Below are 24,365 nucleotides of genomic sequence, written 5' to 3' on the forward strand. Positions count from 1 at the left end.
ATGACTACACGACAACCATTGGTTTTACTTGTAGATGATGAACAAGATTTATGTATGTTAATGCAAATGAGCCTTTCTCGAATGGGCATCAAAACGCATATGGCACACCATTTACAACAAGCCAAATATTTTTTTAGTGAATATAAATATGATGCCTGTATTACCGATTTAAACCTCCCTGATGGCAGTGGTTTAGATTTGGTTAAACATGTATCGCAGCATTATCCTAAAACGCCTATTGCAGTCTTAACTGCATATGGAAATATGGAAATTGCGATTGCCTCTCTCAAAGCAGGTGCTTTTGATTTTGTCAGCAAACCGATTAACCAATTACATCTGCAACAGCTTTTACAAAAAGCTTTGCATGTACCACAGTTAAGAGAAACGATCAGCGATGCGCCGCTTGAGGAATCAATGCTCATCGGCGATTCACAGGTGATACGTAAGTTAAGAGAATCGATTAAAAAAATTTCCCGTTCACAAGCACCTGTGTTTATCACCGGTGAATCTGGAACAGGCAAAGAGGTTGTTGCTAATCTCATCCATCTACTCAGCAACCGCAGTGATAGCCCTTTTGTTGCGATTAATTGTGGTGCAATTTCTGAAGACTTGATGGAGAGTGAGCTGTTTGGGCATAAAAAAGGCTGTTTTTCAGGTGCAACTCAAGACAAACAAGGCCTTATTCAAGCTGCCAATGGTGGTACTCTGTTTTTAGATGAAATTGCAGAACTTTCTTTGGCCATGCAAGCCAAACTGTTACGAGCTTTACAAGAAAAGAAAATTCGTCCTTTAGGCAGTGATACCGAAATCGAAGTTGATTTCCGTATTATCAGTGCTACACATCAAGACATTGAAGCATTCGTTGAACAAGGCAAATTCCGCCATGATCTGTTCTTTAGAATTCATGTGATGGATATTGTCCTGCCACCATTGCGCGAACGTGATTGTGATATTCTGATTTTAGCCAACCATTTTCTTCAGCAAATTTGTACAGAGTGGCGTATTTCAACAAAGTCTTTTACTGAACAAGCCAAAGCTTTTCTTTTGCAACAGCATTACTCAGGCAATGTTCGTGAATTACGCAATATCATTGAAAAAGCCATTACCATGAGTGATGAAGACTATATTGATATTCAACAGCTACAACCTGCTCCACATCGTGGTATCAACAAAGTCGAATCACGTGATCCTATCCAAAGTCAAGTCTTGCCTATCGTCACCGCGAATAAAGCCCAAAACATTCCAGAAGAAGGGTTGGAGCAATATTTGGAAAAAGTCGAAAAAGAAGTGTTGTTATCTGCATTAAATCAAACCCATTGGAACCGCACTTTAGCTGCTAAGAAATTGGGCATGACATTTCGCTCTTTACGCTATCGTTTGAAAAAGTTTGGTTTAGATACCGATGATGATGAATAGAAGCAACCTATAGCCATCAACATCATAATATCAACCAACTCAAGCGCTTTTGCTTTTTACATGGTTACAGCGTGGCGACATGGATGTCGTCGTTGAGTAGAGGTACTGAATCCAGCCCTTACTCAACATAAGATTTGGTCATGTCCAGTCTGAGCAACAAGCAAGCATTGTATTAGTTTACAGTACAAGCTAAAGGATCACCGAAACAACGTGATTTAAATACGTAATGTCAGATGTAGTAGCACAAACTGCTACAGTGTTATGAATTCACTTTTACATTCAACTTTATCTATCACGATGTTTTAATAGTTGATCTGCAACATTATTTAGATAGGTTTCTTCTTTTTGATCTAAAGTCCATGGATATTCCAAATTAGGCCGAATACCCTGCCCATCAATCATATTGCCATTTGGCGTATAATAATGCGAAACCGTCATTTGCAAAGCAGCCCCATTTGGCAATGGAAATAACTTCTGTACAACGCCTTTTCCATAGCTTTTTTCACCTATAACCCAAGCACGTTGATGTTCTTTCATTGCAGCGGTAAAGACTTCAGCTGCAGATGCTGAACGACCATTAATCAAAATACCTAATTTAGTATTGGACGACTCATCACCCGGTAAGGCTTGGAATTGTTGATTGCCTTCTGAACGACTTTTGGTAGAAACAATCGTTCCCTGAGTTAAAAAAAGATCAGCCGTTTCAACAGCGGCTGAGAGTAAACCACCTGGATTATTGCGTAGGTCGAATAATACAGCTTTCATTTTTTGGGTACTGTATTCTTCAATTAAACGTTTAATTTCATTGGCTGTATCTTGTTGAAAAACTTTAACTTTAAGCACTAAAACCTGATTATGCAACATAATCGGCTCTATATCAGCCACTTCTAATTTGCGATTTCTGACCACCGTGATTGCTGGGCTTTTTTCATTCAGTTGCAACTGAAAAGTTGAACCAATTGAGCCATGTAATAAATCTTCGACTTGTTGGGCATTTAAATTTTTAAGTTCTTGATTTTCAATTTTAAAAATGGTGAATCCATTTTTTAAACCGAGTTTAAATGAGTCTGAATTATCGCGTAAATTCTTGACTTTCCATTGATGAATATGACTATCAAAAGCCAATTCAAAGTCAGCAGTCGCAAGGTCACTTTCCGTATATTGCATCAACTGTTTATATTCTTCAGGACTTAGATAACGCGAATAGCGATCTAAACCACCCACCAGCCCTTTGATTGCCTGCAAAAACAGAACATCATCAGGTTTTTCCTGAACATAATTGTCTTTGACGATGCCGTAGATTTGTACAAATTGCTCAATCGATTCAATGGGCACTTCAGCAATACTTTCTTCGACATCACCATCAAAATCAAGTGCGGCAGCATTTTCTGCTGCCCGAACGGAATGGCTTCCACAGACCAACAATCCTGTTAATACAGCAATATATTTCCAAGCTTGAGCCATTCACACACCTAGTTTTTAATAATGATAATTTTATGCTTTCAATGTAATCAGATTACGGCCTTGCATTTCTGTCGGTACAGGGAGATGCATTAAACTTAAAATAGTCGGTGCAACATCTGCTAAAACCCCACCTTCAGCAATCGTGGCTGAGGTTGGTCCAACATAAATGAAAGGTACAAGTTCAGTGGTATGCTGCGTATGTACTTGACCACTTACATAGTCCTGCATTTGCTCTACATTACCATGATCAGCAGTAATCAACATATGACCATGCTTTGCCATCACTGCTTCATATAAACGACCAAGACTGATATCAACAGCTTCAACAGCCTTCACTGCTGCATCAAACACGCCAGTGTGACCTACCATATCGCCATTGGCATAGTTCACCACCAAGAGATCAAACTCACCTGAATTGATTGCATCAACCAACTTGTCGGTGACTTCTGGTGCGCTCATTTCAGGTTGTAGATCATAAGTTGCAACTTTTGGTGATGGGATTAGAATCCGTTTTTCACCTGGATACTCATCTTCACGACCGCCACTAAAGAAGAAGGTCACATGTGCATATTTTTCTGTTTCTGCAATACGTAACTGAGTTTTGCCTAAAGAAGATAAGTATTCGCCAATTGAATTTTTTAAACCTTCTGGCATATATGCCACTGGTGCATCTATCGTCGCTTGATAACGCGTTAACATCACAAATTTAGATAGATGGGGTACAACTTTGCGTTCAAAACCTGCAAAGTCTTTTTCTACAAATGCTTTAGTAATTTCACGTGCCCGATCCGCACGAAAATTCATAAACACCACACTGTCGCCATCTTGGATTTTGGCCATTTCACCAATACGGGTTGCTTTAACAAATTCATCATTTTCATTGGCTGCATAGGCTTGCTCTAAGCCCTCAACGGCTGAATCAACAACACGTAAAGCTTCTCCTTCAGTCATCAGGCGGTAAGCTTGTTCCACACGATCCCAACGATTATCACGATCCATTGCAAAGTAACGTCCAATCATGGTGGCAATACGCCCCTGATTTGGATACTGTGCAAATACCGCATCGAGTTTTTCTAAAGAAGGTTTTGCACTCCGTGGTGGTGTATCACGACCATCTAAGAACGCATGTAAATAGACTTTTGCCCCACGCTTCAAAGCAAGCTCACACATTGCAATAATATGATCTTGGTGAGAATGGACACCGCCCTCTGACAATAGTCCCATAATGTGCAATGCACCATTTGCCGATTTGGCTTTTTCTACAGCATCAATCAGAATTTCATGCTCGAAAAAATCGCCGGTCCGAATATCTTTGGTAATACGAGTAAAATCTTGATACAGCACACGACCTGCACCCAAGTTCATATGACCAACTTCAGAATTACCCATTTGTCCATCTGGCAAACCGACATCTTCACCTGAGCCAGAAATTAAACTATGCGGATGCTTGTCTTGCATCATGGTTAGATTCGGCGTTTTTGCTGCTAAAAACGCATTATCTTCGACCGCTTCACGATGACCCACACCATCCATAATCACTAGAACGTGAGGGATTTTGCCAGCAGTTGCATCCGTCATGATTTACACTCTTTACTGTTTACAAATTAATCGTTACATCTTACCGTTTTTTTACGGCAGACTCTATCCTCAGATTATGGCAAAAACAAGTTGCCATGATCTAAACTTCTTATCTATCTGAAAGATCATTGTTCAAAAAAACAGATCCATTAAGTTATCTTGCTCTATACAACAAATAACTTCCGATGCCAAACATCAATATAATTGGTAAGAATACAAACCAAGCAGGAGAAGGTGCATAGACCAAACTTGCATAACCCAAGAAGTCTTGTATGTAATAAAAACCTAGACCAACAAATAATGCGATCACTAAGCGAAAGCCCATCGATTGTTGACGTAATGGCCCAAAAATAAATGAACATGCAATCAAAACCAATGCAAGCAAAGCAAATGGTGAACCGACATTTTTCCAAAAAGCCAAAAGATAAGTCTTTGGTACTTGACTGTATTCATGCATATATTGCATAAAACTCAATAACTGCGTAGGTGCTAAGTCTTCTGGATTAATGGTCACCATATGCACATATTTAGGTTGCAATGCGAGTGCTAAATCCTCTTGATTTTTATTTACAACTTGAGCTTGACCATTGGCCAATAAATTGACTTGAGCACTTTGTTTTAAATTCCATTGTCCTTCTTTTAAGAACTGCCCTTCTTCTGAATTTAACAAAGATTTCATTCGATAATTATCGTCAAAATCGACAACTTGAACTTGTTTTAATGTCCCTTTTGAATTGGCATAATCAATATAAATAAAGCGTTGTCCTTCGCGTGTCCAATAGCCTTTCACCTCTCCTAGCGCTGCTACACTACGATGGCTTTTAATACTTTTCGCCTGTTCATTGGTATAGGGAATAACGAATTGAGTTAATAAAAACGAAAGGATCACCAAAAGCATAGCAGAACGCATGACCCAACCGACAATACGCCATAAGCTAATGCCTGCTGCTCGCATCACAATTAATTCACTGTTCGAAGCCATTGAACCTAAACCCAGTACAGCACCGATCAATGCTGCAATAGGAAGAATCTCATACAAATAACGAGGTGCACCCCATAAAACATATTGCAATGCATTCCAAGCCGTATAGCCTTGTTTTAGATCACCTAACTCACCCAAATAGGTGAATAAAATCTGTAAGCTAGCCAGTACTGCCGTAGCACCCAACATGGCAAGCAATGTGGTTTTAGTCACATGTTTTGCGACAATTCTACGTGCTAACATTATGATTTTACTCGCTGTATTTGCTTTTTAATTTTAGGTGCTAATTTCTGCTTTCTTGAAAATAGAGCGGCAGCGGCAGCATAGAATAATAACACTGCAGGATATGCCCAAACACCCACCTCATCTTTACTAATACGGGTTCGTATTGCCATGAGCGCCACAATTAAACTGGCAAAAATTAATAATGCTGGGAAAAGTTTGAGATAACGACCTTGTCTTGGGCTTACTTCACATAGTGCTGTTGCTAACATTAAGGCGACAATGATAGAAAACGGAACAAATAAGCGCCATCCCAATTCACTTGCCACAACAGGGTCATTTTTATTTTCAAGCAATTTACCAAAAGTTAGCCCTTCTACTTCATCACTTTCAAACTTAGCTTCTTTATTATTTTCTAAACGCAAACGATAAGTTTGGAATTCAGTTTGACTGTATTTTGGTGTTCCAGGGTAAATTTCATAACGGCGGCCTTGAACTAAATCGACAACACTTGCTGTTTCATTGGCAATTTCAATTCGTGTTGCTTCCTTCGCCAAAATCATAACATCAGGTTTACCTTCTTTTTCAGCACGTTGATAAAAGAAAATATCTTTAAGATTTTTGCGATCTTCGGATAAAGAGCCGGCATAAATTGTATAAGCCCCTGAGGAAATAAACTCACGTGGCCGAACCAAATCAAAGCCCGTTCGGACTGCTTGGGTAGAAATCAGTTGCTCATATTGACGGATTCCCCACGGAGACATCCAGATCATTAAAACAGTTTGTACACACAAATAAATAACAGTCAGTGGAATCAATAATCGAGCGACTTGAATACGGCTAATACCACTACCGTTCAGTACAGCCATTTCATGATCGACATATAATCGGCCAAAAACCAGCATCAATCCAATAAAGAAACCCAAAGGAAGAATTAAAGTCAAAAACTCAGGTAAACGAAAACCGATAATACTCAACAGAATACTCGGATCTACACGCCCCATAGCAGCTTGACCAAATCGTTTAATCAATTGCCCACCCATCATAATGACTGTCAATAATGTGACAACCACAAGAGAGGTCGAAACGACTTGTTTGACAAGGTAACGTCGAATAATCAAATTAATCTTCCAAATAAGGGTAATATCGTGATGTAGCGCTAGTTTACCCGAAGTTAAAATTATAAAACTAGATTGAAATTCTACCATTTGAAGTGGTTCAATGGTTTAATGATTTGAAATGTACAAAAGGCACAAAGACAACACATGAAACTTACGATCAATACGTCATTTTCAGCGTCTACATCTAGCCAGTCGTTATTTATTCTGGTGGATTCTGAAAACGCTAAACAAGCTCAAGAAATATATAAAATCAATGACTTGAGCAACATAATTGAAAACACTCAATTCAAAGCAAGTTTAAACGAAACTCTACCACTTATCGGAAAGCTAACTCAAGTTACGCAATGTACTTTAGTCGGCATAGATAAAGCCTCCGAAATTAAAGCCGCGAAATTAGCAAAAATCGCACAAACCATTATCAAAGCTTCACAAAAAAAATTCCAAAAAATCAGCATTGATATTTCGGCTTTGCCGTCTGAGTTACATTATCTATTTGCATTAAATTTGACGCAAGCTGCGTATGCTTATGATGAATTCAAATCGAAGAAGAATGAATTTACTTTAGAAAATATTGAATTTATTGCAACGCAATCGAGTCTGAGTGCAGAGCAGATCACGCTTATTCAAGCTGTTCAAAAAGGACAAAACTTTGCTCGTGACTTAGGCAACTGCCCTCCTAATATTTGCTTCCCTGAATATTTAGCAGAACAAGCACATGCTTTAGCAGCTGAATTCCCTGAGCTTTTACAAGTGACTGTACTTGAAGAACAACAACTTGCTGATCTAGGCATGCATGCTTTTCTTGCGGTAAGCAAAGGTTCTGATCGTCCAGGACGTGTGATTACGCTTGAATATAAAGCCAATCCTGATCAAGCACCGATCGTGCTCGTGGGTAAAGGTGTGACTTTTGATACAGGTGGTATTTCATTAAAACCAGGCTTAGGCATGGATGAAATGAAATTTGATATGTGTGGTTCAGCATCTGTACTGGGTACGATTCGTGCACTTTGTGAAGCGAAACTCCCGATTCATGTTGTCGGTGCAATTGCCGCTGCTGAAAACATGCCTTCTGGTCATGCAACTCGCCCTGGTGATATTGTAACCACCATGAGTGGGCAAACGGTTGAAATCCTGAATACTGATGCCGAAGGGCGTTTAGTCCTTTGTGATACCTTAACCTATATTAAGCGCTTTAACCCTGCATTAGTGATTGATATTGCAACACTGACTGGTGCTTGTGTGGTGGCTTTAGGTTCAGTCGTTTCTGGTTTATTTACACCAGATGATGAACTTGCAGAAGAAATTACAGCAGCAGGACACACTGCATTTGACCGTGTATGGCGTATGCCCGTATATGACGATTATCAAGAACAACTTGATTCGCCATTTGCCGATATTGCCAATATTGGTGGTCCAAAAGCTGGCGCAGTTACAGCAGCCTGTTTCTTACAACGCTTTACCCGTGACTATCGTTGGGCGCACTTAGACATCGCTGGTACAGCATGGAATTCTGGTGCAAATAAAGGTGCAACCGGCCGTCCAGTACCATTGTTGATGCAGTTAATAGCCAACCGTGTACAAAAGAATGGCTAAAATTAGCTTTTATTTATTTGAAAAAAGCCCTGAGCGACAGGTAGAAAGTGCCTGTCGTTTATGTCGTAAAATTTTACGAAATGCAGCCAAAGTTTGGTTGCATTGCCCTGATGTAGAAATGCAGCAACAACTGGATGAACGTTTATGGAGTTTTGATCCGACCAGTTTTATTGCGCATGGAATTGATCAAATTGATGCACCGATCTGTATTTCTTCAAGATTACCTGAGTCTTTAGACTGGATTGTGTTTAATTTTAACAATCAAGCACTTGAACAAGTGACACAATTTAGTCACATTATAGAAATTATTGAAAATGCTGAATCAGCAAAACAAATTGGTCGAGAGAAATATAAAGCCTATCGACGAATGGGTGTTTCGCCTCAAACATTTAAACTTTAATTCTTCATTCTCATTTTATATCAAGGAGATGCGTGGTGACATTAAATGTCGGTCAAGATTTTAAAAAGCGCTGGTTAGATACGCCTGAAGCCGTACGCCAAACTTTTGTAGATGACCTTAACCGCATCTGTGACCTTCTCAGCCCTACAACAAATGTACAGGACTGGCTAAGTAATGACCAACGCCAAATGCAAGTGGCGCAACTCCAAGTTGAACAAGCCTATGCTGAGCTAAAAGCCCAGCTGATTGAAGAAGCACGTATCCGTAGACAATTGGCACTTGAAAAATCTTTAGCTGAAAAAAGAGCATTACAGCACGCATATAATTTAGAACTACAACAAGATGAAATTCAGCAGTTTGAACATCAAAAATTGACCTTACAAAATTTACGTCAACAAATTGATATTGAAATTTCAGAATATAGTGAAAAATACACTAAAAATCCTGATTATCCAGCAATAGATTATGCCAATGGGCAATTCCGCATCACAGATGCACAAATGACTTCAGAGTTGGAAAGTGTTCGTCTACGTCTTGAGTTAGAAGCAGAAACGCTAATCGAAGAGAGCTTAAATGCTTTACGTAGCAAACTGCAAACTGCGGCAAAAGAAGAGATTGAATATATTTTGGCAAATTCGAATTTCTCGGCAGACAAAAAATAATAAAGTTTATTTATTTTAATCGGATATCCAAGTTTACTTGTCACGAAAATGCAATATTAATGTCACATGATAGTCATCTCGGATGGCTTTAATGCTTATGTGTACAGGTTAAAAATATTTTAAGTGATCAATTCAGTGAATTTTTATTTTCAAGATAAAAATTTCCAATCACTTGAATCAGGATGAATAAAATGGATCTGCTTAACCATATTTCGAACCAAATTGCGCGACTACATTCAGGTGAAAAATGGACTGTTTCTATACAAGACTTACTGATTAGCCGTGTAGATTTTCAATCACTTTCAGTATTTCTTTCTCGGGAGTCTGAAAAAGGGATGTTCTCACTGACAGATACACACAAACTAAAATCACGCTTTGAACATACCTCTTTGACCATTATCAAAAACTAATTAAGCCTGATACTTTGTCTCTTTCTCAAAGCAAATTCTAAGATAAACCAAAGTCTCATTTCGGCTTTGATTTATCTAAATGTAGTGTGGAAAAACAAGACCTCAACAGATAATTTTTGAAATTAGCTTTGCTTCAACCCTCAAGGTCTCATTGTTGTTTTGATCAATTTCAACCAAATATTTTCCATTGGAATAAAAAATAGAATTGTCTTTTAAAGCAAAACTCATCACACCTTTTTTTAATACAATCATTTCACCAGAAGCTGTCATTTTGATCAACTCCCACGAATTTGGAATCATCCCAGGATATTTTTCGCCCGCCTTCTGATTACGTTCTAAATTTTGCTGAGCCTTAATCAAATTACCTTCAACAAATAGTTCTTCTTCTGACTTTTGCTGCGATTTGGCTGGATTATTTCCAGACGTTGTTTTTAATGATTCACCTGTATAGCGTTGAGTAAAGAAATCTAACCACCCTACAATCGCACGAATAATTTTAAAAGGAGCAACAATAATATCTTTAAATGTCGTTAAGGGAGATTGAGGAGAACCATCACGGGAATAGGGGCGTTTAATAAAATACAAATTACCCAGCCCATCCATTTTTGGTTTAAAGAAATCAAACTTTGGATCTGAAGCGATTGTTTGCAACGCGCCTGTTGCCATATCCAAATGAAAAATTTCTTTGGGACTATAGGCAATACGGTATTCACCATAGGCTAAACCACACGAATCATAATATAACTGCATGGTATCTCGTGGATCAAAACATGGATTTGAATCCTGACAATCTCCTTCGGTCAAATACTGTGTTCGATTGGCGTCTAAAGGTAGAATACAAATATGTCGTTCATAGCCCTGTGTGTTAACAGATAGTGCTAAACGCTTTTTGGACTCATCATAAGCCATGTCCTGCACCACAAAATCATTCTTTCTTAACACTAAGCCTTCGGTTTCTTGTAAATCTGTCAATGATTTGATGTTGATCGAAGTGCCTTCTTGCAAACAAGCAGTATAAATCATTTTATGATCAGCGGTCAGAGCTACATCTGTTGGGAAAATATGGGTTAAATCCACCTCATCATCTTGTGAAGATGTTCGCATGAACTGTGCACCCGTACCTTTGGTTTTCCAATCTTTACGTTGTTGAATCTCAACTAAATTCTTTTTATATAAGTCAATGGATTGGCATTGAACCGTAATACTTTTATTTCCATCCAATAAATACAAATTTTGATTCGATAAATAAAGCAATGCTGCCATGTATATTCCTTAATTTTACCTGCACCTGCAATGACGTGTTTCTCAATATTCCAGTTACAGTGTTTCTTGTAATTTGATTAATTTTCAATATAGCACAAGGTGATGTTTAGCGATTTGTATTGGTTTTCATCAATCTTTCTATTGTACTAACTTTCAAGCGCAAAAAAAGCCTTTCACGAGAGAAAGGCTTTGATCTATATACTGCATTATATTGCGCAGATTAAGGCTGTTTTAAATATGGCCACGCTGCTTTTAAATAAATAAACATCGACCAGAGTGTCAAAATGACAGCGGTATATAACAAAGCATAAGCCAATATTTCAAGCGGTTGCCAATTTAATAAAAACACCGTGATCGCAATCATCTGAAAGGCTGTTTTATATTTACCTACCGTGGAGACTGCTACATTGGTACGCGCACCTAATTCAGCCATCCATTCACGTAGTGCTGAAACTGTAATTTCACGTGAAATAATCACAATTGCAGCAAATGCCATAGTGATTGATGGTTGCCACTGCACTAACACAATCAGTGCTGCTGCCACCATTAATTTATCTGCAACTGGATCTAAAAACCGCCCAAAAGCTGAGGTCTGATTTAAAGTTCTTGCTAGATAACCATCAAACCAATCTGTGACTGCAGCAACAACAAAAATTGCAGTCAAGATAATATGACGCGTCATACCACCTGTATGTCCAGCCACTCCAATTGCAGGTGGCCAATAGGCAATAATTAAAAAAACAGGAATTAACGCGATTCGAGCAAGCGTCAAGATATTTGGAATATTCAGGATACGACCTGTAGTCATAGACACCGCCAGTGAGTCCCCTACTTACCCGAATGAAGGTAAATAATAATTTAGAGTAAAGCTCTATTTCCTTAGTACTTTAAACGATTCACATTAAACTGTCGACTAGGTAAATACCGTAACCGTCTGTCTTGCAATCGCAATGAGTCGATTTTGTTCATCCCAAAGATAGGCATGTTCAGTTGCATATCCATGCTCAGCAAAGTCTGTAAACACTTTATACTTAAACCAATCATTCAACTGATTTTGTAATGGATGGATAAACGTCACATGCCAAGTTAGTGTACTTGCAGGTGCTGGCAATTTAAACATCGGCAATACACCAGGTGGCCAAACATCCATTAAGGTCATGATATCTGAAACATTCATTGCTCGATTGGCATGTAGCTCAGGGTCAAAACGACACCAACCTGAAAAATCAGGCTGCTTACTGCCTGACATTGGATAATTCCCTTCAGTCCATGCCAGCTGGAAGTTCTTTACACACTCAGGAAAGGGTAAATATTTAGGGACAATATTAATCTGGTCAAGTGGCGGAAAATCAGGGGCTTGAGGCTCTAAAGATACTTGAATTTTAGAATCGCGTTGGCTACCAAAACTTGCAATTAAAATACTTTGCACAGCCTCATTCTGCCACAGTCTGACTTCAATTGTAGTGACTGATTTACCCTGTCTCAAGATTTCAGCAGTTAATTTCACTGGTGTTTCTTCAACAGGCCCAGCAAAAGTGACACTACAACTCAACAACTTTTTAACTGGATCGTGAATGGTTGCAATTGCTTTATAAACCAACATACCCGCTACAAGACCGCCAAAGATCGTGCGCCCCTGCAACCACCCTTGAGGAATATCAATCCACTCTTCTTGTTCAATCTGCTGAAATAGTGATTCTAATGACATGATCCGTCCAATTTTTCGATCTTTGCTGTACTGTTTCATATTTGACGCGAGATGAAAATGATCAGTGACTCATGCGTCAATGGTTGTTTTGGCAAATGCTACTCATCATCGAAAACAATAACGACGTTATTCATGCAACACTTTATAAATCATTCGTGCCATAACATCACCCAAACCTGGAACATTTTTTAAATCATGTTCAGAAGCTTTAAGTACCCCCTGAATCCCACCAAAATGAGTCAGTAAATCACGACGACGTTTTGGACCTAAGCCCGGAATAGCCTCAAGTACCGATCCTCCACGACGTTTATCTCGCTTAGCACGATGCTTGGTGATTGCAAAACGATGCGCTTCATCACGGACTTGCTGAATCAAATGCAGTGCTTTATGGTCTTCGGGAAGCTGAATCTTAGTGCCGTCGGTAAAATGTAGTGTTTCTAAACCGGGTTTACGTCCTTCACCTTTGGATACACCCACCATAAATGCATCTAAGCCAAGCTCTTGCATAACATCCATCGCCATATGAAGTTGCCCTTTGCCCCCGTCAATCAGTAACAAATCGGGTAACATGGCTTTTTTATAACGGCGTGTTAACGCTTGCCGCATCGCGGCATAATCATCACCACCTGTAATATCTTCAATTGCAAATTGACGATAATCTCGCTTACGTGCTCCGCCTGCATCAAAAACTACACATGATGCAATGGTCGCTTCACCCATCGTATGAGAAATATCAAAGCATTCAATACGATCTATAGGACGACCACAGACTTGTTCTAGTTGATGAAAGCGTTCATTTAATTCTAAATGATTGGCTAGTTTTCCTTTAATCGCATGCTGAACATTCATCTCAGCCAATTCCAGCCATTCAGCACGAGTTTCTCGAACATTATGTTTAATCTGAATTTTCTTTTCAAATTGCTGATGTAAAGCTTCTTCCAATTCTTTTCGATCTGTAACATTTACATTAACAATGAGTTCGGCTGGAACCTCGTCTGCAACTTGGAAATAGAAATTGGCGATAAAATCAGACAGCATTTGACTCAAATCATCATCCAACATATCTGGAAAATAACTTTTCCCGCCCAGCATTTTCCCATTACGTACATGCATAATCTGTACACATGTCACACCCGCTTGATAGGCAATCGCAAGAATATCAGCTTCACCTTTGACTTTATAAATGGCTTGTTGTGCTTGTACATCACGGAGTAAGGCCATACGATCCCGAAAAAAAACTGCTTTTTCAAATTCTAGATTTTCTGCTGCCTGTTCCATTTTTTGGATCAATTCTTGGTTCAGCTCTTTGGTATCACCATTTAAAAAACGAATCGAATTTTGTACATCTTCATTATAGGCTTCAGGTGAAATCAAACCCACACAAGGCGCAGTACAACGTTTAATCTGATATTGTAAACATGGAAGTTTGCGTTGTGAAAAATAGCTATTTTCACATTGCCGGACATTAAATAGTTTTTGTAGTACTAAAAGTGTGTCTCTTGCATTATAAGCACTTGGATAGGGTCCAAAAAACTTACCTACTTGATGTTTGCCTTTGCCTCGTCCTGAAGCAATCCGTGGATAAGGTTTATCTGCGGAGACAAAAATATAGACATAAGATTTATCATCGCGCAACATAATGTTATACGGTGGGCGATGCAGTTTTATCAGATTCTGTTCGAGTAATAAGGCTTCAGTTTCAGAACGGACTACGAGAGTTTCAATATTATAAATACGTGCAACCAAAGCCTGTGTTTTCGGGTGTTCAATGGTTTTTACAAAATAACTCAGTACGCGATTTTTTAGATTTTTGGCTTTTCCGACATATAATAATTCACCATCTTTTCCCAGCATTTTATACACACCAGGTAGCGTCGTCATATTGGCTAGAATCTTTTCGATATTTTCACGTGCGTTTTCGTTCACAGTAGGCTTTTAAATTTGGACTATAAATGGATGATGTAGTTAGATCATGCATTTTTCAAGTCTACTTGAGTGAATTACTTTTTCTTTCTATTGAATAAGATCTTGATTTTTATTTTTCAAATGACTGATAGATAAGCAACTTATCCTTAATATTGCAACTAAAATCTAAACAATCGTATTACTGTTGATCTGACAGATTAGATTATGAATATCTTTTGTGATCGATTCACATAAAACATCAACTTTCTTATAGAAATGAAATAAAACCAAAATTTCGAGAAATATAACCACTCTATAAATATTTGAGTTCTTCAGTATCAAATGTTACTCATCCACTAAAAAATATTTCATCCAATGACCAAGGAGCATAAATATAAGAACTCCCTCTCTAGTCAGATAATATTATGCAGCTCCTTCTGTAGAAGTACTATTAACCAAAAGCTTTCTGCCATTCATATTGTATTTTTCCGCTATTAAACCTTCATATCGGAAATGTTTTGTTTGGTATATTTATGTGCAAGAATCAAAAAAAGGATTATTTACAACCTTACTGAAAGCCTGCTGATCTCTTGGAGAAACAAGGACCTGTTTAATTTTCCCATCCTTGATATATTCAATTTTCAAACGATCTAAAGATAATGCAGGTGATGAAATCGAATTATTAGTTTTACTTATTTTCTGAATATTTGCCAATGGAATACGCCATTTTAAGAATAGACTATGAATCGTCAGTATTTCATCTTGAATGATATAACGTGTATTTAAAACTGGCCACCAAATCACCGCAATGGTTAAAATATAAACGACCGAATGCTCAGGATATTCAACCATTGTGCCCTTAGCATACATGGTAAAGAGTAACTGAATGAGTAGGCCTGTCATCGCGATTATAAAGCCTAAAATCCACCAATCAATTTTAGTATGAAATTTTTGCATAATGTGCTTCAAAGTTCCCCCATACAAAATACTATTTTACCTGAATTCTGACTAAAACATGACTATAAAATCATTGATTTACATAATAGAAAACGCCCTTACGAGCGTTTTAATTCTTGACTAAATTTCTAAAAAATCAATTTTTCAAATAACGATCAAAAATTTCAGAAAAATCATAATTTTCGATTTGTCGAATACGCTGATTCGCATAGTCTTCAACTTGTTGTGCAGTCTGGTTAATGATTTCAGGTAAATTTAAAATTGCCTGCTCACTGAGCTCTCGCAAGTTAAACATTTTCTGAACATTGTCAGTACTTTGTAATAGCACATTACGTTTACGATTGATTTCTTTGCAGGTCTCACCAATGGTGAATAATGCTTTATATAGATCACGAATTTTCTCTATTTGCTTTTTATCAATATCAATAGAGAAGTGCTGATCACCTAACTGAAACTTAATTTCAGCATCTAAATCCACGGTACCTGCTGTTTCTAAAAGAACATTTTTCACAGGATTATGTTTGTACAAATAGCGGTACAACATGCGCTTTTTACTGATTGCACTTTTACCATCGAGATGCATAAAGGCGACATTAGTAAAGCAATATTCATCTGTTTTACTTTTGATTACAAAGAAAATTTTCTCGTTATCTTCATGAAAAATATAATCATCAATATCTGTTTTATTGAAATCATGCGGTTCAATAATTGTTCCAATATCACTCATACCCATCATTTCTGAGGCTAAATTTTTAAACATTTTGTGTTTTCCAGCACTTTTATAAATTATGAAAGTAAATTAAAAAAATCGAGCGTTAAACTCAAGTCAAAATTTGTTATTAAAAAACGCCCTGACGGGCGCTTCAAATCAAACCATTTTTTCAAAAAATGCAATGATCTGTGACATATATGGTCGAATAAAAATCAGGAAGAAAATCCCTAACATCAAGAACCACTTTAAAAAGTAATACAACTGACGATTGGATTTTTTCAAGGCTTTGGCTTTAATACGAATTTGATACACATAACCAAAAACTTTGTTTAACCCTCCTGTTTGATCCCCTGCTTCATTTGGAGAGCTGGCAGCAGTCATCACTTTTTTACCGAACCAGTGATTAAAGCGCTGCATAAATCTTGTTTTTAATGGGCGCTCTACATCAGCAAAAAAGATAATACGATTTTGGTCTGTAGTATTTTCTGCATAATGAATATAAGTTTCATCAAAAACCACACTTTCACCATCACGCCATGAATAACGCTGACCATCTACATCAATAAAGCAACGATCATCATTTGGCGTAATGAGCCCCAAATGATAACGCAATGAACCGGCATAAGGATCACGATGGCGTACTAATCGACTATCAGGTGCAAGCTCCGTAAACATTGCCGCCTTGATAGTTGGCAAATTTTTCAGCAATTCAGTTGTTTTTGGACAGAGTTCTGTTGCTGATGGATGCGCTGAATCATACCATTTTAGGTAAAAACGCTTCCAACCTGTTTTAAAAAATGAATTAAAGCCTAAATCATCATATGTACTTGAAGCCTTAATTCCACCTTTGGCATATAACGCTTGCGCCTCTTCACGAATCATTTCCCAGTTTTCATCTAACACTTTTAAATCTTTAAAATGTTGCGTGTCGATATACGGTTGATTCGGCACTTTTGAAAACATATACATGAGAAAGTTAATTGGTGCGAGTATCGTTGAATGGTCAAAAAATTGACGATAAAACGAATGTCGCACTTTACCGCGATTTTGGATATACAAAGCAGAAATCACAAAAATCGCCAATATGATCCATTTAATCATACAGCACTCTTTTCATTAATCAGGTTAATCAAGCAACATGTGCTGATAGAATTTTAAATCTCAAAAAGGGAGAATGTTTCTACAAATTATAACAAATCTATAAATCAAAAAGCCAATCGCATTAAAGCCTAAACTTTATAAACTACCTTACACAGCTTAAAATTGTTTAATAAAACACTCAATTGACCAAAATGACTAAAAATTCATTGGTAAAACCAGTCTATTACAATGTTCTTTTTCGATATAAAAGTCTTATCTTATGATTAAAAAAATTAATTTAAACATATGCTTCATTACATCATTTGAAATAACTACCTATTCAACACATAAATGGATAAGTTTCTGCAACAAAAAAATTGATGACCCTTGCGTCACGGCTTGATACAACTTGTTAGGTTATTTTTAGATATAGTTATCGTAAGATTAGTGAAGTCGAAATGTGTGCGGGAATTGCATACACACTTCAAAACATCAACTTAAGAAGTCCTCCAAAAAAGGAGATCAGGGCATGATCCACGCTGGCAATGCCATTACCGTCCAATTGCTTTCGGACGGAATTGCAGAATTCCGCTTTGACTTACAAGGTGAGTCGGTTAACAAATTCAACCGTGCAACGATTGAAGACTTTAAAGCTGCTATTGAAGCTGTAAAAAATAACAGTGAAGTGAAAGGTCTAATCGTAACCTCTGGTAAATCAACATTTATCGTTGGTGCAGACATCACTGAGTTTGGTGAAAATTTTAAGCAAGGTGAAAGTGCAATTGTAGAATGGGCAATGCCTGTTCACGAGATTTTTAACGCTTTTGAAGATCTAGAGATTCCTAAAGTTGCTGCGATCAATGGTATTGCATTGGGCGGCGGTTTTGAAATGTGTTTGGTATGTGACTACCGCGTAATGTCAAATGCTGCAACAGTTGGCTTACCAGAAGTTAAACTGGGGATCATTCCTGGTTTCGGTGGTACTGTTCGTCTAAGCCGTTTGATTGGTATTGACAATGCGGTTGAGTGGATCGCGACTTCAGCAAACAAACGTCCAGATGCTGCACTGAAAGACGGTGCTGTAGATGCAGTGGTTGCGGCTGACAAACTCCAAGAAGCTGCGATTGATCTTGTTAAACAAGCAATCTCTGGTCGTTTAGACTGGAAAGCAAAACGTCAAGAAAAATTAGAGCCTGTTAAATTAGACATGCTTGAACAAATGATGGCGTTTAACTCATCTAAAGGTGTAGTCCTTGCGAAAGCAAACCCTGCTCAATACCCAGCACCAAAACTTCTTCTTGATTCACTTCAAGCTGGTGTAAGCCAAAAACGTGATGAAGCGTTAAAAATTGAAGCCGAAGCGTTTGCTAAAGCTGCTATTACACCACAAGCTGGCGCATTGATCGGTTTATTCATCAATGACCAAGTTGTAAAAAAAGCATCTAAAAAACATGAGAAAGGTGCTCACCCGGTTAACCAAGCAGCTGTTTTAGGCGCGGGTATTATGGGTGGCGGTATTGCTTACCAAGCGGCAAGCAAAGGCACACCAATCATCATGAAAGACATCGGTAACCCACAGCTTGCTTTAGGTATGTCTGAAGCAAATGGCTTATTGACTAAACAAGTTGAACGTAAAAAGATGACACCTGCAAAAATGGGTGAAACACTTGCACGTATCCGTCCTACTTTAAGCTATGACGAGTTTAAAGAAGTCGACATCGTGATTGAAGCAGTCACAGAGAATCCTAAAATCAAGGAAGCTGTGTTACGTGATACAGAAGCAAAAGTTCGTGAAAATACGATCATTGCTTCAAATACTTCTACGATTTCAATCACGCGTCTTGCAAATGCATTGACTCGTCCTGAAAACTTCGTAGGCATGCACTTCTTTAACCCAGTTCACATGATGCCTTTGGTTGAAGTGATCCGTGGTGAGAAAACATCTGAAGAAGCAATTGCGACAACTGTTGTTCTTGCTCAAAAAATGGGTAAAACACCAATCGTTGTAAACGATTGTCCTGGCTTCCTTGTAAACCGTGTATTGTTCCCTTACTTTGGTGCGTTTGACCTTCTGCTTAAAGATGGCGCAGACTTCCAACAAGTTGACAAAGTCATGGAAAAATTCGGCTGGCCTATGGGACCTGCTTATTTGATCGACGTTGTGGGTATCGACACTGGTGTGCATGGTGCTGAAGTTATGGCTGAAGGTTTCCCAGACCGCATGAAGCCTGACTATAAAGGCGCGATCGAAATCATGTACGAAAACAAACGTCTTGGTCAAAAAAATGACATCGGTTTCTACAAATACGAGCTTGATCGTAAAGGTAAGAAAGCGAAATCTATTGATCCAACTGCGTATGAGCTTGTTGCAACGATGGCAACAACTGAAAAGCACGAGTTTGATGCTCAAGAAATTATTGACCGTATGATGCTCGCGTTCTGTAACGAGACTGTTCGTTGCTTAGAGGACAACATTGTTTCTACTGCTTCTGAAGCAGATATGGCAATGATCATGGGTGTAGGTTTCCCTCCATTCCGTGGTGGTCCAGCGCGTTACATCGACCAAACAGGTGTTGCTGAATATGTTGCGCTTTGCGACAAATATGCACACTTAGGTAAGGCTTATGAAGCGCCACAAATGTTGCGTGACATGGCTGCAAACAACAAAAAATTCTACGGTTAAGGAGCAACGTGAATGGCTACTTTAAATCCACGTGACGTTGTCATCGTTGATGGCGTACGTTCTGCAATGGGTAAAACCAAAAACGGTATGTTCCGCAATGTACGTGCTGACAGCTTATCTGCTGAATTGGTTCGTGCTTTAGTTGCTCGTAACCAGTTTGATGTAAATGAAGTTGAAGATTTGATCTGGGGTTGTGTGAACCAAACCCTAGAACAAGGTATGAACATTGGCCGTAACATCGTGTTATTGGCTGACTTGCCGAAGACTGTTGGTGGTCAAACTGTAAACCGCCTCTGTGGTTCTTCTATGCAGTCAATCCATACTGCTGCGGCGCAAATTGCAACCAACCAAGGTGATGTATTCATCATCGGTGGTGTAGAGCATATGGGTCACGTTGGTATGATGCATGGCATCGATCTTAACCCAGAAGCATCTAAGCATTATGCGAAAGCATCTAACATGATGGGCTTAACTGCTGAAATGTTAGGTCGTATGAACGGCATTAGCCGTGACGAACAAGATGCGTTTGGTGTTGAATCTCATCGTCGCGCTTGGGCTGCAACTCAGGAAGGCCGTTTCAAAAACGAAATCGTGGGTGTTGAAGGTCATGATGCCAATGGCTTCAAAATCCTTTGCGACATCGACGAAGTAATTCGTCCAGATGCAAACCTTGAAGCATTCAAAGCGTTACGTCCAGTATTTGACCCTAAAGGTGGTACTGTGACTGCTGCGACTTCTTCTGCATTGTCTGATGGTGCATCAGCAATGTTGTTGATGTCGGCTGAACGTGCTCAAGCTTTAGGTCTTAAGCCACGTGCTGTGATTCGCTCTATGGCGATTGCAGGCTGTGATGCTGCGATCATGGGTTATGGTCCTGTCCCTGCAACACAGAAAGCGCTTAAACGTGCTGGCTTAACGATGGAAGACATCCAAACCATCGAGTTAAACGAAGCATTTGCTGCTCAAGGTCTTTCTGTAATGAAAGGCTTGAACATCTATGACAAGCAAGACAAGATCAACTTAAACGGCGGTGCGATTGCATTGGGTCACCCATTGGGTTGTTCTGGCGCACGTATCACCACTACATTGTTGAACGTGATGGAACAACAAGATACGCAAATCGGTCTTGCAACCATGTGTATCGGTCTTGGTCAAGGTATCGCGACAATTATCGAACGTGTTTAATTCTTAATTAAATACCAAGATATAAAATCCCCGCTTAATGCGGGGATTCTTTATATTTATCAATCTCTACAATTAATCTCTGATACAAGTCCTTATATTCTTTTACACTAACTAAATCATTTTTTCTATTCGCGACATAGGCGCTTAATTTATCCAAGTCCAAAAGTTCAATATTATTATTAATATTTTGGTAAGGTGATAAAATACCTAACTCACCCAAATACTCTTGATGCTTAAAGAGAAGTTTTTCGAATTTTTTTAGTAAACCTATCTTATCATTACTATTATTCAAATACTCTGTAAATATAGCATTAGATTCCACTTCATAAGTATTTTGCCTTCTCAGACTCACCCATAGACTTTGGAATACATTATCCTCTTCATGATTATGATGTAAATCTTTCTTTTCCCAAACCAAATCGTTATACTTATTATCAGGTTCAATAGATTTACTATAAAATGTTAAACCAAGAGGCTCAGGATAGCGATATGCATTTTCTGACAATCTTAAGGTATAAATATTATATCTTTGTATATCACAAAAATTATCTAGAGAATATAACATCAACTCATCAAAATATTGCCTCCCTTCTAAAATAATATAATCATCAAACAATTTTATTAGATTATCTCTTTTATTCTCATAATCTTCCGGATTAGAATTTATTTTAATTATATAAAATCCATCTTGACTTAAAATATCTTGTACTTTATTCCCATTTATTATTTGACTCTCCCACTCCTTAGACAATTCAAAATCAACATTATAGTCAACACAATAAGTTAATTTCAAAAGATCAGTTTCAAATGTTTTAATTTTTGAAATATGCTTATCAAATAATTCTTTTAAATAATCTGCATGTCTATATTCGAAATCCACATTCCAAAAATCTCTACTTATATTTAAAATCTCTTTAGCATTACTACCATATATATCAACCAGATAGTCAAAATAACTATAACTATGAAGACTATAGCCTCTATAATCATTTATTTCTACTTTTTGACCTTTAAATAAAAACTCATATCTACCCTCATTATTACTAGTTTTAGCTTTTATATAAAATGCTACATTTTTTTCCTTATCCCAAATCACATCTGGTATTACTTCCTTTATAAATCCAAAAGTATAAATTGGTGCATTTTTTAAAATTCGCTCATATATTTTTCCTTTTTGATAATCACCCCATTTTTTTTCAAAAACATCTATATCTATCAAATTAAAATCTTTATTATTCTCTACTTTATCTAGATCAAAATTACTTCTGATATAAAAATTTGTCGTTGTGCCAACTTTTCTAGTATCACTGATATTTTTTGTTATAAAACAATAACCTTGCTTTCCACCTAAGGGTGAAAACATTTCAATATCTAAACTCTCATGTGAAAAATAGCTATACGTATTAAATCTAATACTTTGCATTTCATCAGATAAATCTTTTGTAAGCAGAAATGCGCTATGTAAACCTATGCCAAACTCACCCGAAGGTCGCATCCACTGAGGCATTTCATTAATAATTTTCTTTTTATGAATATTTTTGCTCGATCCTGCCATAGTCTGCATATAGCCAAGATCAATCATACTCATTCCAATACCTTGATCTATAATCTGAAACTCCCAAATACTATCCAATGTTCCTTCAATATTTTTAACCTTATTAATTTCTAATCGAAGCGGATATTTTTGGAGAATTTTTAGAAAGTCTTCATGGTAAGGATGTAATTCTTTAAGAATTTCTTGATCTTCTTCAAGCCATATTCTTAACATTGTTGCATCAATAGAGTTTTGAATAAGTTCACGATAAATACTGTACTCATCACTATACAAGTTTGCTCCTTGTAATAGCTCCATAGCATTTTTTTCATCCAACTTAAATTTCATTGGCTTATTATTTAGAAGTAATTTTTCTTTCTTAACCCCATTTTCGTATTTTATCTCCATTTTTACATCTAATTGTTCAATAGTAGGTAATGAGCCAAATTTCAGACTTGGTACAATTAAATTCCATTGTGACATTTGATTTTGAAATTCTTCACGTATCCATCCAAACCAGTTTTGAGTTTCAACATAAGACATTTCATCAGGACATTCTGCGACAAGTTTTACAGTTCGTTTATCAAGCTGAAATTCACGTAAAGATAGATGCTTATCATAATGATGCTTACTCACTGAAGGCATATTACTAACGTGCTTTGCCATCACAGGGCAAAAACGATTATCATCTAAATCAAATAAATCACCTAAACGAAGTAAACATCCTATAAAACGTGGGTGACAATCTTCCGTACCTAAACCAGTTTGTTTATAAGGAATTGTTTCCATCAAAGTATCAAAATTCATTCCATGAGAAACACAAATTTGTCCTAAATAACGATAAATTCGATTTGGTAATAGTTCAGTTCTAGGTGAAGTTATTCCCAAATCCTTAAAAGGATCCTCAACAATTTTACCAACTCGTTTATCATGACCTCTTCTAAACCACTCCGCGACTAATTGACGATATTGTTCAATTCCATCAAAAGGATGATCAACAGTGCCAATTGCTGATAACCAATTTTGTTCAACATAAGCTTGACAGAATTTTTGAAGATCATGTCCCTTTTCATTCGCTATCGTTTGGATCATGAAATTAAAATCTGGATTGGAATGTACTTCTTTAGCATTTTTTGCATCGACTAACATTCCAACATCATGCCAATATGCTGCTTCAAGAATTAACCATGTATCTGTAGCACTTAATAATTCAATATCGTTACCTAGAATTCGTTCAATATTGACTAAAATTTGCTGTGAATGTGAAGCATTATGATTGCTAAAATGTGGATAAAAACCACCAATATTTTCTAAAGCTTTACCTACAAGCTTTTGATCAAATTCCCACTGCGACAGTAAAATTTTTACATTGTCATCTTCTTCACATTTCTTTTTTAAATGGGCAATTAAATTAGTGCTCATAGCTATTCATCAATTATTATAAAGTTATTGATATACTAACAAATATTCTAATTAAATCACTATTTAGG

At 37.5% G+C, this 24,365-nt stretch carries 19 protein-coding genes; 7 read left to right on the forward strand and 12 right to left on the reverse strand.

Annotation, left to right across the window (positions count from 1 at the left end):
- Entirely contained in the window at positions 1-1,416 is a 1,416-nt protein-coding gene (locus AC2G3J_RS18480; protein ID WP_336952336.1) for a sigma-54-dependent transcriptional regulator, read from the forward strand.
- Positions 1,417-1,701: 285 nt separating this feature from the next.
- Here AC2G3J_RS18480 and AC2G3J_RS18485 read toward each other — a convergent pair whose 3' ends face one another.
- From AC2G3J_RS18485 to lptF, 4 genes are all read right to left on the reverse strand, one after another.
- A complete protein-coding gene (locus AC2G3J_RS18485) occupies positions 1,702-2,880 on the reverse strand; it encodes a S41 family peptidase (protein ID WP_483770420.1) in 1,179 nt (392 codons plus the stop codon).
- 30 nt (positions 2,881-2,910) lie between these two features.
- Complete coding sequence (gpmI, locus tag AC2G3J_RS18490) at positions 2,911-4,458, reverse strand: 2,3-bisphosphoglycerate-independent phosphoglycerate mutase (protein WP_336952339.1); 1,548 nt, start codon at positions 4,456-4,458, stop codon at positions 2,911-2,913.
- A 154-nt stretch (positions 4,459-4,612) separates the two neighbouring features.
- Positions 4,613-5,683 carry an LPS export ABC transporter permease LptG gene (gene lptG, locus AC2G3J_RS18495; RefSeq protein ID WP_419326997.1) on the reverse strand — a complete coding sequence of 357 codons (1,071 nt, stop codon included), beginning with the start codon at positions 5,681-5,683 and terminating at the stop codon, positions 4,613-4,615.
- The gene (lptF, locus tag AC2G3J_RS18500; RefSeq protein ID WP_336952342.1) at positions 5,683-6,783 is read right to left on the reverse strand and encodes an LPS export ABC transporter permease LptF; all 1,101 of its coding nucleotides are present in this window, start codon (positions 6,781-6,783) and stop codon (positions 5,683-5,685) included. Before lptF ends, lptG begins: the two co-directional genes overlap by 1 nt.
- A 144-nt stretch (positions 6,784-6,927) precedes the next feature.
- Here lptF and AC2G3J_RS18505 point away from each other — a divergent pair, with 144 nt between their 5' ends.
- The 4 genes from AC2G3J_RS18505 to AC2G3J_RS18520 all read left to right on the forward strand — a co-directional run bounded on the left by AC2G3J_RS18505 (position 6,928) and on the right by AC2G3J_RS18520 (position 9,848).
- Complete coding sequence (locus AC2G3J_RS18505; RefSeq protein ID WP_419326996.1) at positions 6,928-8,376, forward strand: leucyl aminopeptidase; 1,449 nt, start codon at positions 6,928-6,930, stop codon at positions 8,374-8,376.
- Positions 8,369-8,776 (forward strand): DNA polymerase III subunit chi, encoded by a 408-nt coding sequence (locus tag AC2G3J_RS18510; RefSeq protein ID WP_004718406.1) that lies wholly within the window; start codon positions 8,369-8,371, stop codon positions 8,774-8,776. The genes AC2G3J_RS18505 and AC2G3J_RS18510 overlap by 8 nt, the downstream gene beginning before the upstream one ends.
- A gap of 32 nt (positions 8,777-8,808) precedes the next feature.
- Positions 8,809-9,438, forward strand: coding sequence for a cell division protein BlhA (blhA, locus tag AC2G3J_RS18515; protein ID WP_419326995.1), 630 nt, complete (start codon positions 8,809-8,811; stop codon positions 9,436-9,438).
- Between the two features lie 191 nt (positions 9,439-9,629).
- Complete coding sequence (locus AC2G3J_RS18520; RefSeq protein ID WP_336952344.1) at positions 9,630-9,848, forward strand: hypothetical protein; 219 nt, start codon at positions 9,630-9,632, stop codon at positions 9,846-9,848.
- Between the two features lie 102 nt (positions 9,849-9,950).
- On the opposite strand, the gene AC2G3J_RS18525 is transcribed toward AC2G3J_RS18520, so the two are convergent.
- The 7 genes from AC2G3J_RS18525 to lpxO all read right to left on the reverse strand — a co-directional run bounded on the left by AC2G3J_RS18525 (position 9,951) and on the right by lpxO (position 17,494).
- Positions 9,951-11,111 carry a hypothetical protein gene (locus AC2G3J_RS18525; protein ID WP_419326994.1) on the reverse strand — a complete coding sequence of 387 codons (1,161 nt, stop codon included), beginning with the start codon at positions 11,109-11,111 and terminating at the stop codon, positions 9,951-9,953.
- Between the two features lie 220 nt (positions 11,112-11,331).
- Positions 11,332-11,919 (reverse strand): CDP-diacylglycerol--glycerol-3-phosphate 3-phosphatidyltransferase, encoded by a 588-nt coding sequence (gene pgsA / locus AC2G3J_RS18530; protein ID WP_004718416.1) that lies wholly within the window; start codon positions 11,917-11,919, stop codon positions 11,332-11,334.
- Between the two features lie 105 nt (positions 11,920-12,024).
- Entirely contained in the window at positions 12,025-12,819 is a 795-nt protein-coding gene (locus tag AC2G3J_RS18535; RefSeq protein ID WP_336952346.1) for a thioesterase family protein, read from the reverse strand.
- Positions 12,820-12,945: 126 nt separating this feature from the next.
- Positions 12,946-14,745, reverse strand: coding sequence for an excinuclease ABC subunit UvrC (gene uvrC, locus AC2G3J_RS18540; RefSeq protein ID WP_483770421.1), 1,800 nt, complete (start codon positions 14,743-14,745; stop codon positions 12,946-12,948).
- Positions 14,746-15,255: 510 nt separating this feature from the next.
- Positions 15,256-15,681: a PH domain-containing protein gene (locus AC2G3J_RS18545; protein ID WP_336952348.1), complete on the reverse strand. Its 426-nt coding sequence runs from the start codon at positions 15,679-15,681 to the stop codon at positions 15,256-15,258.
- A 136-nt stretch (positions 15,682-15,817) separates the two neighbouring features.
- On the reverse strand, positions 15,818-16,441 hold the full coding sequence (locus AC2G3J_RS18550; RefSeq protein ID WP_336952349.1) for a PH domain-containing protein: 624 nt from the start codon (positions 16,439-16,441) through the stop codon (positions 15,818-15,820).
- Positions 16,442-16,549: 108 nt separating this feature from the next.
- Positions 16,550-17,494 carry a lipid A hydroxylase LpxO gene (gene lpxO / locus AC2G3J_RS18555; protein WP_483770422.1) on the reverse strand — a complete coding sequence of 315 codons (945 nt, stop codon included), beginning with the start codon at positions 17,492-17,494 and terminating at the stop codon, positions 16,550-16,552.
- 508 nt (positions 17,495-18,002) lie between these two features.
- On the opposite strand from lpxO, the gene fadB reads away from it, so the two are divergent.
- Both fadB and fadA read left to right on the forward strand, forming a co-directional pair.
- On the forward strand, positions 18,003-20,156 hold the full coding sequence (fadB, locus tag AC2G3J_RS18560; protein WP_004818537.1) for a fatty acid oxidation complex subunit alpha FadB: 2,154 nt from the start codon (positions 18,003-18,005) through the stop codon (positions 20,154-20,156).
- Positions 20,157-20,168: 12 nt separating this feature from the next.
- Complete coding sequence (gene fadA / locus AC2G3J_RS18565) at positions 20,169-21,341, forward strand: acetyl-CoA C-acyltransferase FadA (RefSeq protein ID WP_004718442.1); 1,173 nt, start codon at positions 20,169-20,171, stop codon at positions 21,339-21,341.
- A gap of 34 nt (positions 21,342-21,375) precedes the next feature.
- Here fadA and AC2G3J_RS18570 read toward each other — a convergent pair whose 3' ends face one another.
- Positions 21,376-24,297 carry an HD domain-containing protein gene (locus AC2G3J_RS18570; protein WP_419359040.1) on the reverse strand — a complete coding sequence of 974 codons (2,922 nt, stop codon included), beginning with the start codon at positions 24,295-24,297 and terminating at the stop codon, positions 21,376-21,378.
- Between the last annotated feature and the right edge of the window lie 68 nt (positions 24,298-24,365).

Source organism: Acinetobacter legionensis, from assembly GCF_057165765.1.

Coding starts and splice junctions, on each gene's coding strand:
- AC2G3J_RS18480 (WP_336952336.1), top strand. CDS start 1: ATGACTACACGACAACCATTGGTTTTACTTGTAGATGATGAACAAGAT.
- AC2G3J_RS18485 (WP_483770420.1), bottom strand. CDS start 2,880: ATGGCTCAAGCTTGGAAATATATTGCTGTATTAACAGGATTGTTGGTC.
- gpmI (WP_336952339.1), bottom strand. CDS start 4,458: ATGACGGATGCAACTGCTGGCAAAATCCCTCACGTTCTAGTGATTATG.
- lptG (WP_419326997.1), bottom strand. CDS start 5,683: ATGTTAGCACGTAGAATTGTCGCAAAACATGTGACTAAAACCACATTG.
- AC2G3J_RS18505 (WP_419326996.1), top strand. CDS start 6,928: ATGAAACTTACGATCAATACGTCATTTTCAGCGTCTACATCTAGCCAG.
- AC2G3J_RS18510 (WP_004718406.1), top strand. CDS start 8,369: ATGGCTAAAATTAGCTTTTATTTATTTGAAAAAAGCCCTGAGCGACAG.
- AC2G3J_RS18520 (WP_336952344.1), top strand. CDS start 9,630: ATGGATCTGCTTAACCATATTTCGAACCAAATTGCGCGACTACATTCA.
- AC2G3J_RS18525 (WP_419326994.1), bottom strand. CDS start 11,111: ATGGCAGCATTGCTTTATTTATCGAATCAAAATTTGTATTTATTGGAT.
- pgsA (WP_004718416.1), bottom strand. CDS start 11,919: ATGACTACAGGTCGTATCCTGAATATTCCAAATATCTTGACGCTTGCT.
- AC2G3J_RS18535 (WP_336952346.1), bottom strand. CDS start 12,819: ATGTCATTAGAATCACTATTTCAGCAGATTGAACAAGAAGAGTGGATT.
- AC2G3J_RS18545 (WP_336952348.1), bottom strand. CDS start 15,681: ATGCAAAAATTTCATACTAAAATTGATTGGTGGATTTTAGGCTTTATA.
- AC2G3J_RS18550 (WP_336952349.1), bottom strand. CDS start 16,441: ATGTTTAAAAATTTAGCCTCAGAAATGATGGGTATGAGTGATATTGGA.
- lpxO (WP_483770422.1), bottom strand. CDS start 17,494: ATGATTAAATGGATCATATTGGCGATTTTTGTGATTTCTGCTTTGTAT.
- fadB (WP_004818537.1), top strand. CDS start 18,003: ATGATCCACGCTGGCAATGCCATTACCGTCCAATTGCTTTCGGACGGA.
- fadA (WP_004718442.1), top strand. CDS start 20,169: ATGGCTACTTTAAATCCACGTGACGTTGTCATCGTTGATGGCGTACGT.
- AC2G3J_RS18570 (WP_419359040.1), bottom strand. CDS start 24,297: ATGAGCACTAATTTAATTGCCCATTTAAAAAAGAAATGTGAAGAAGAT.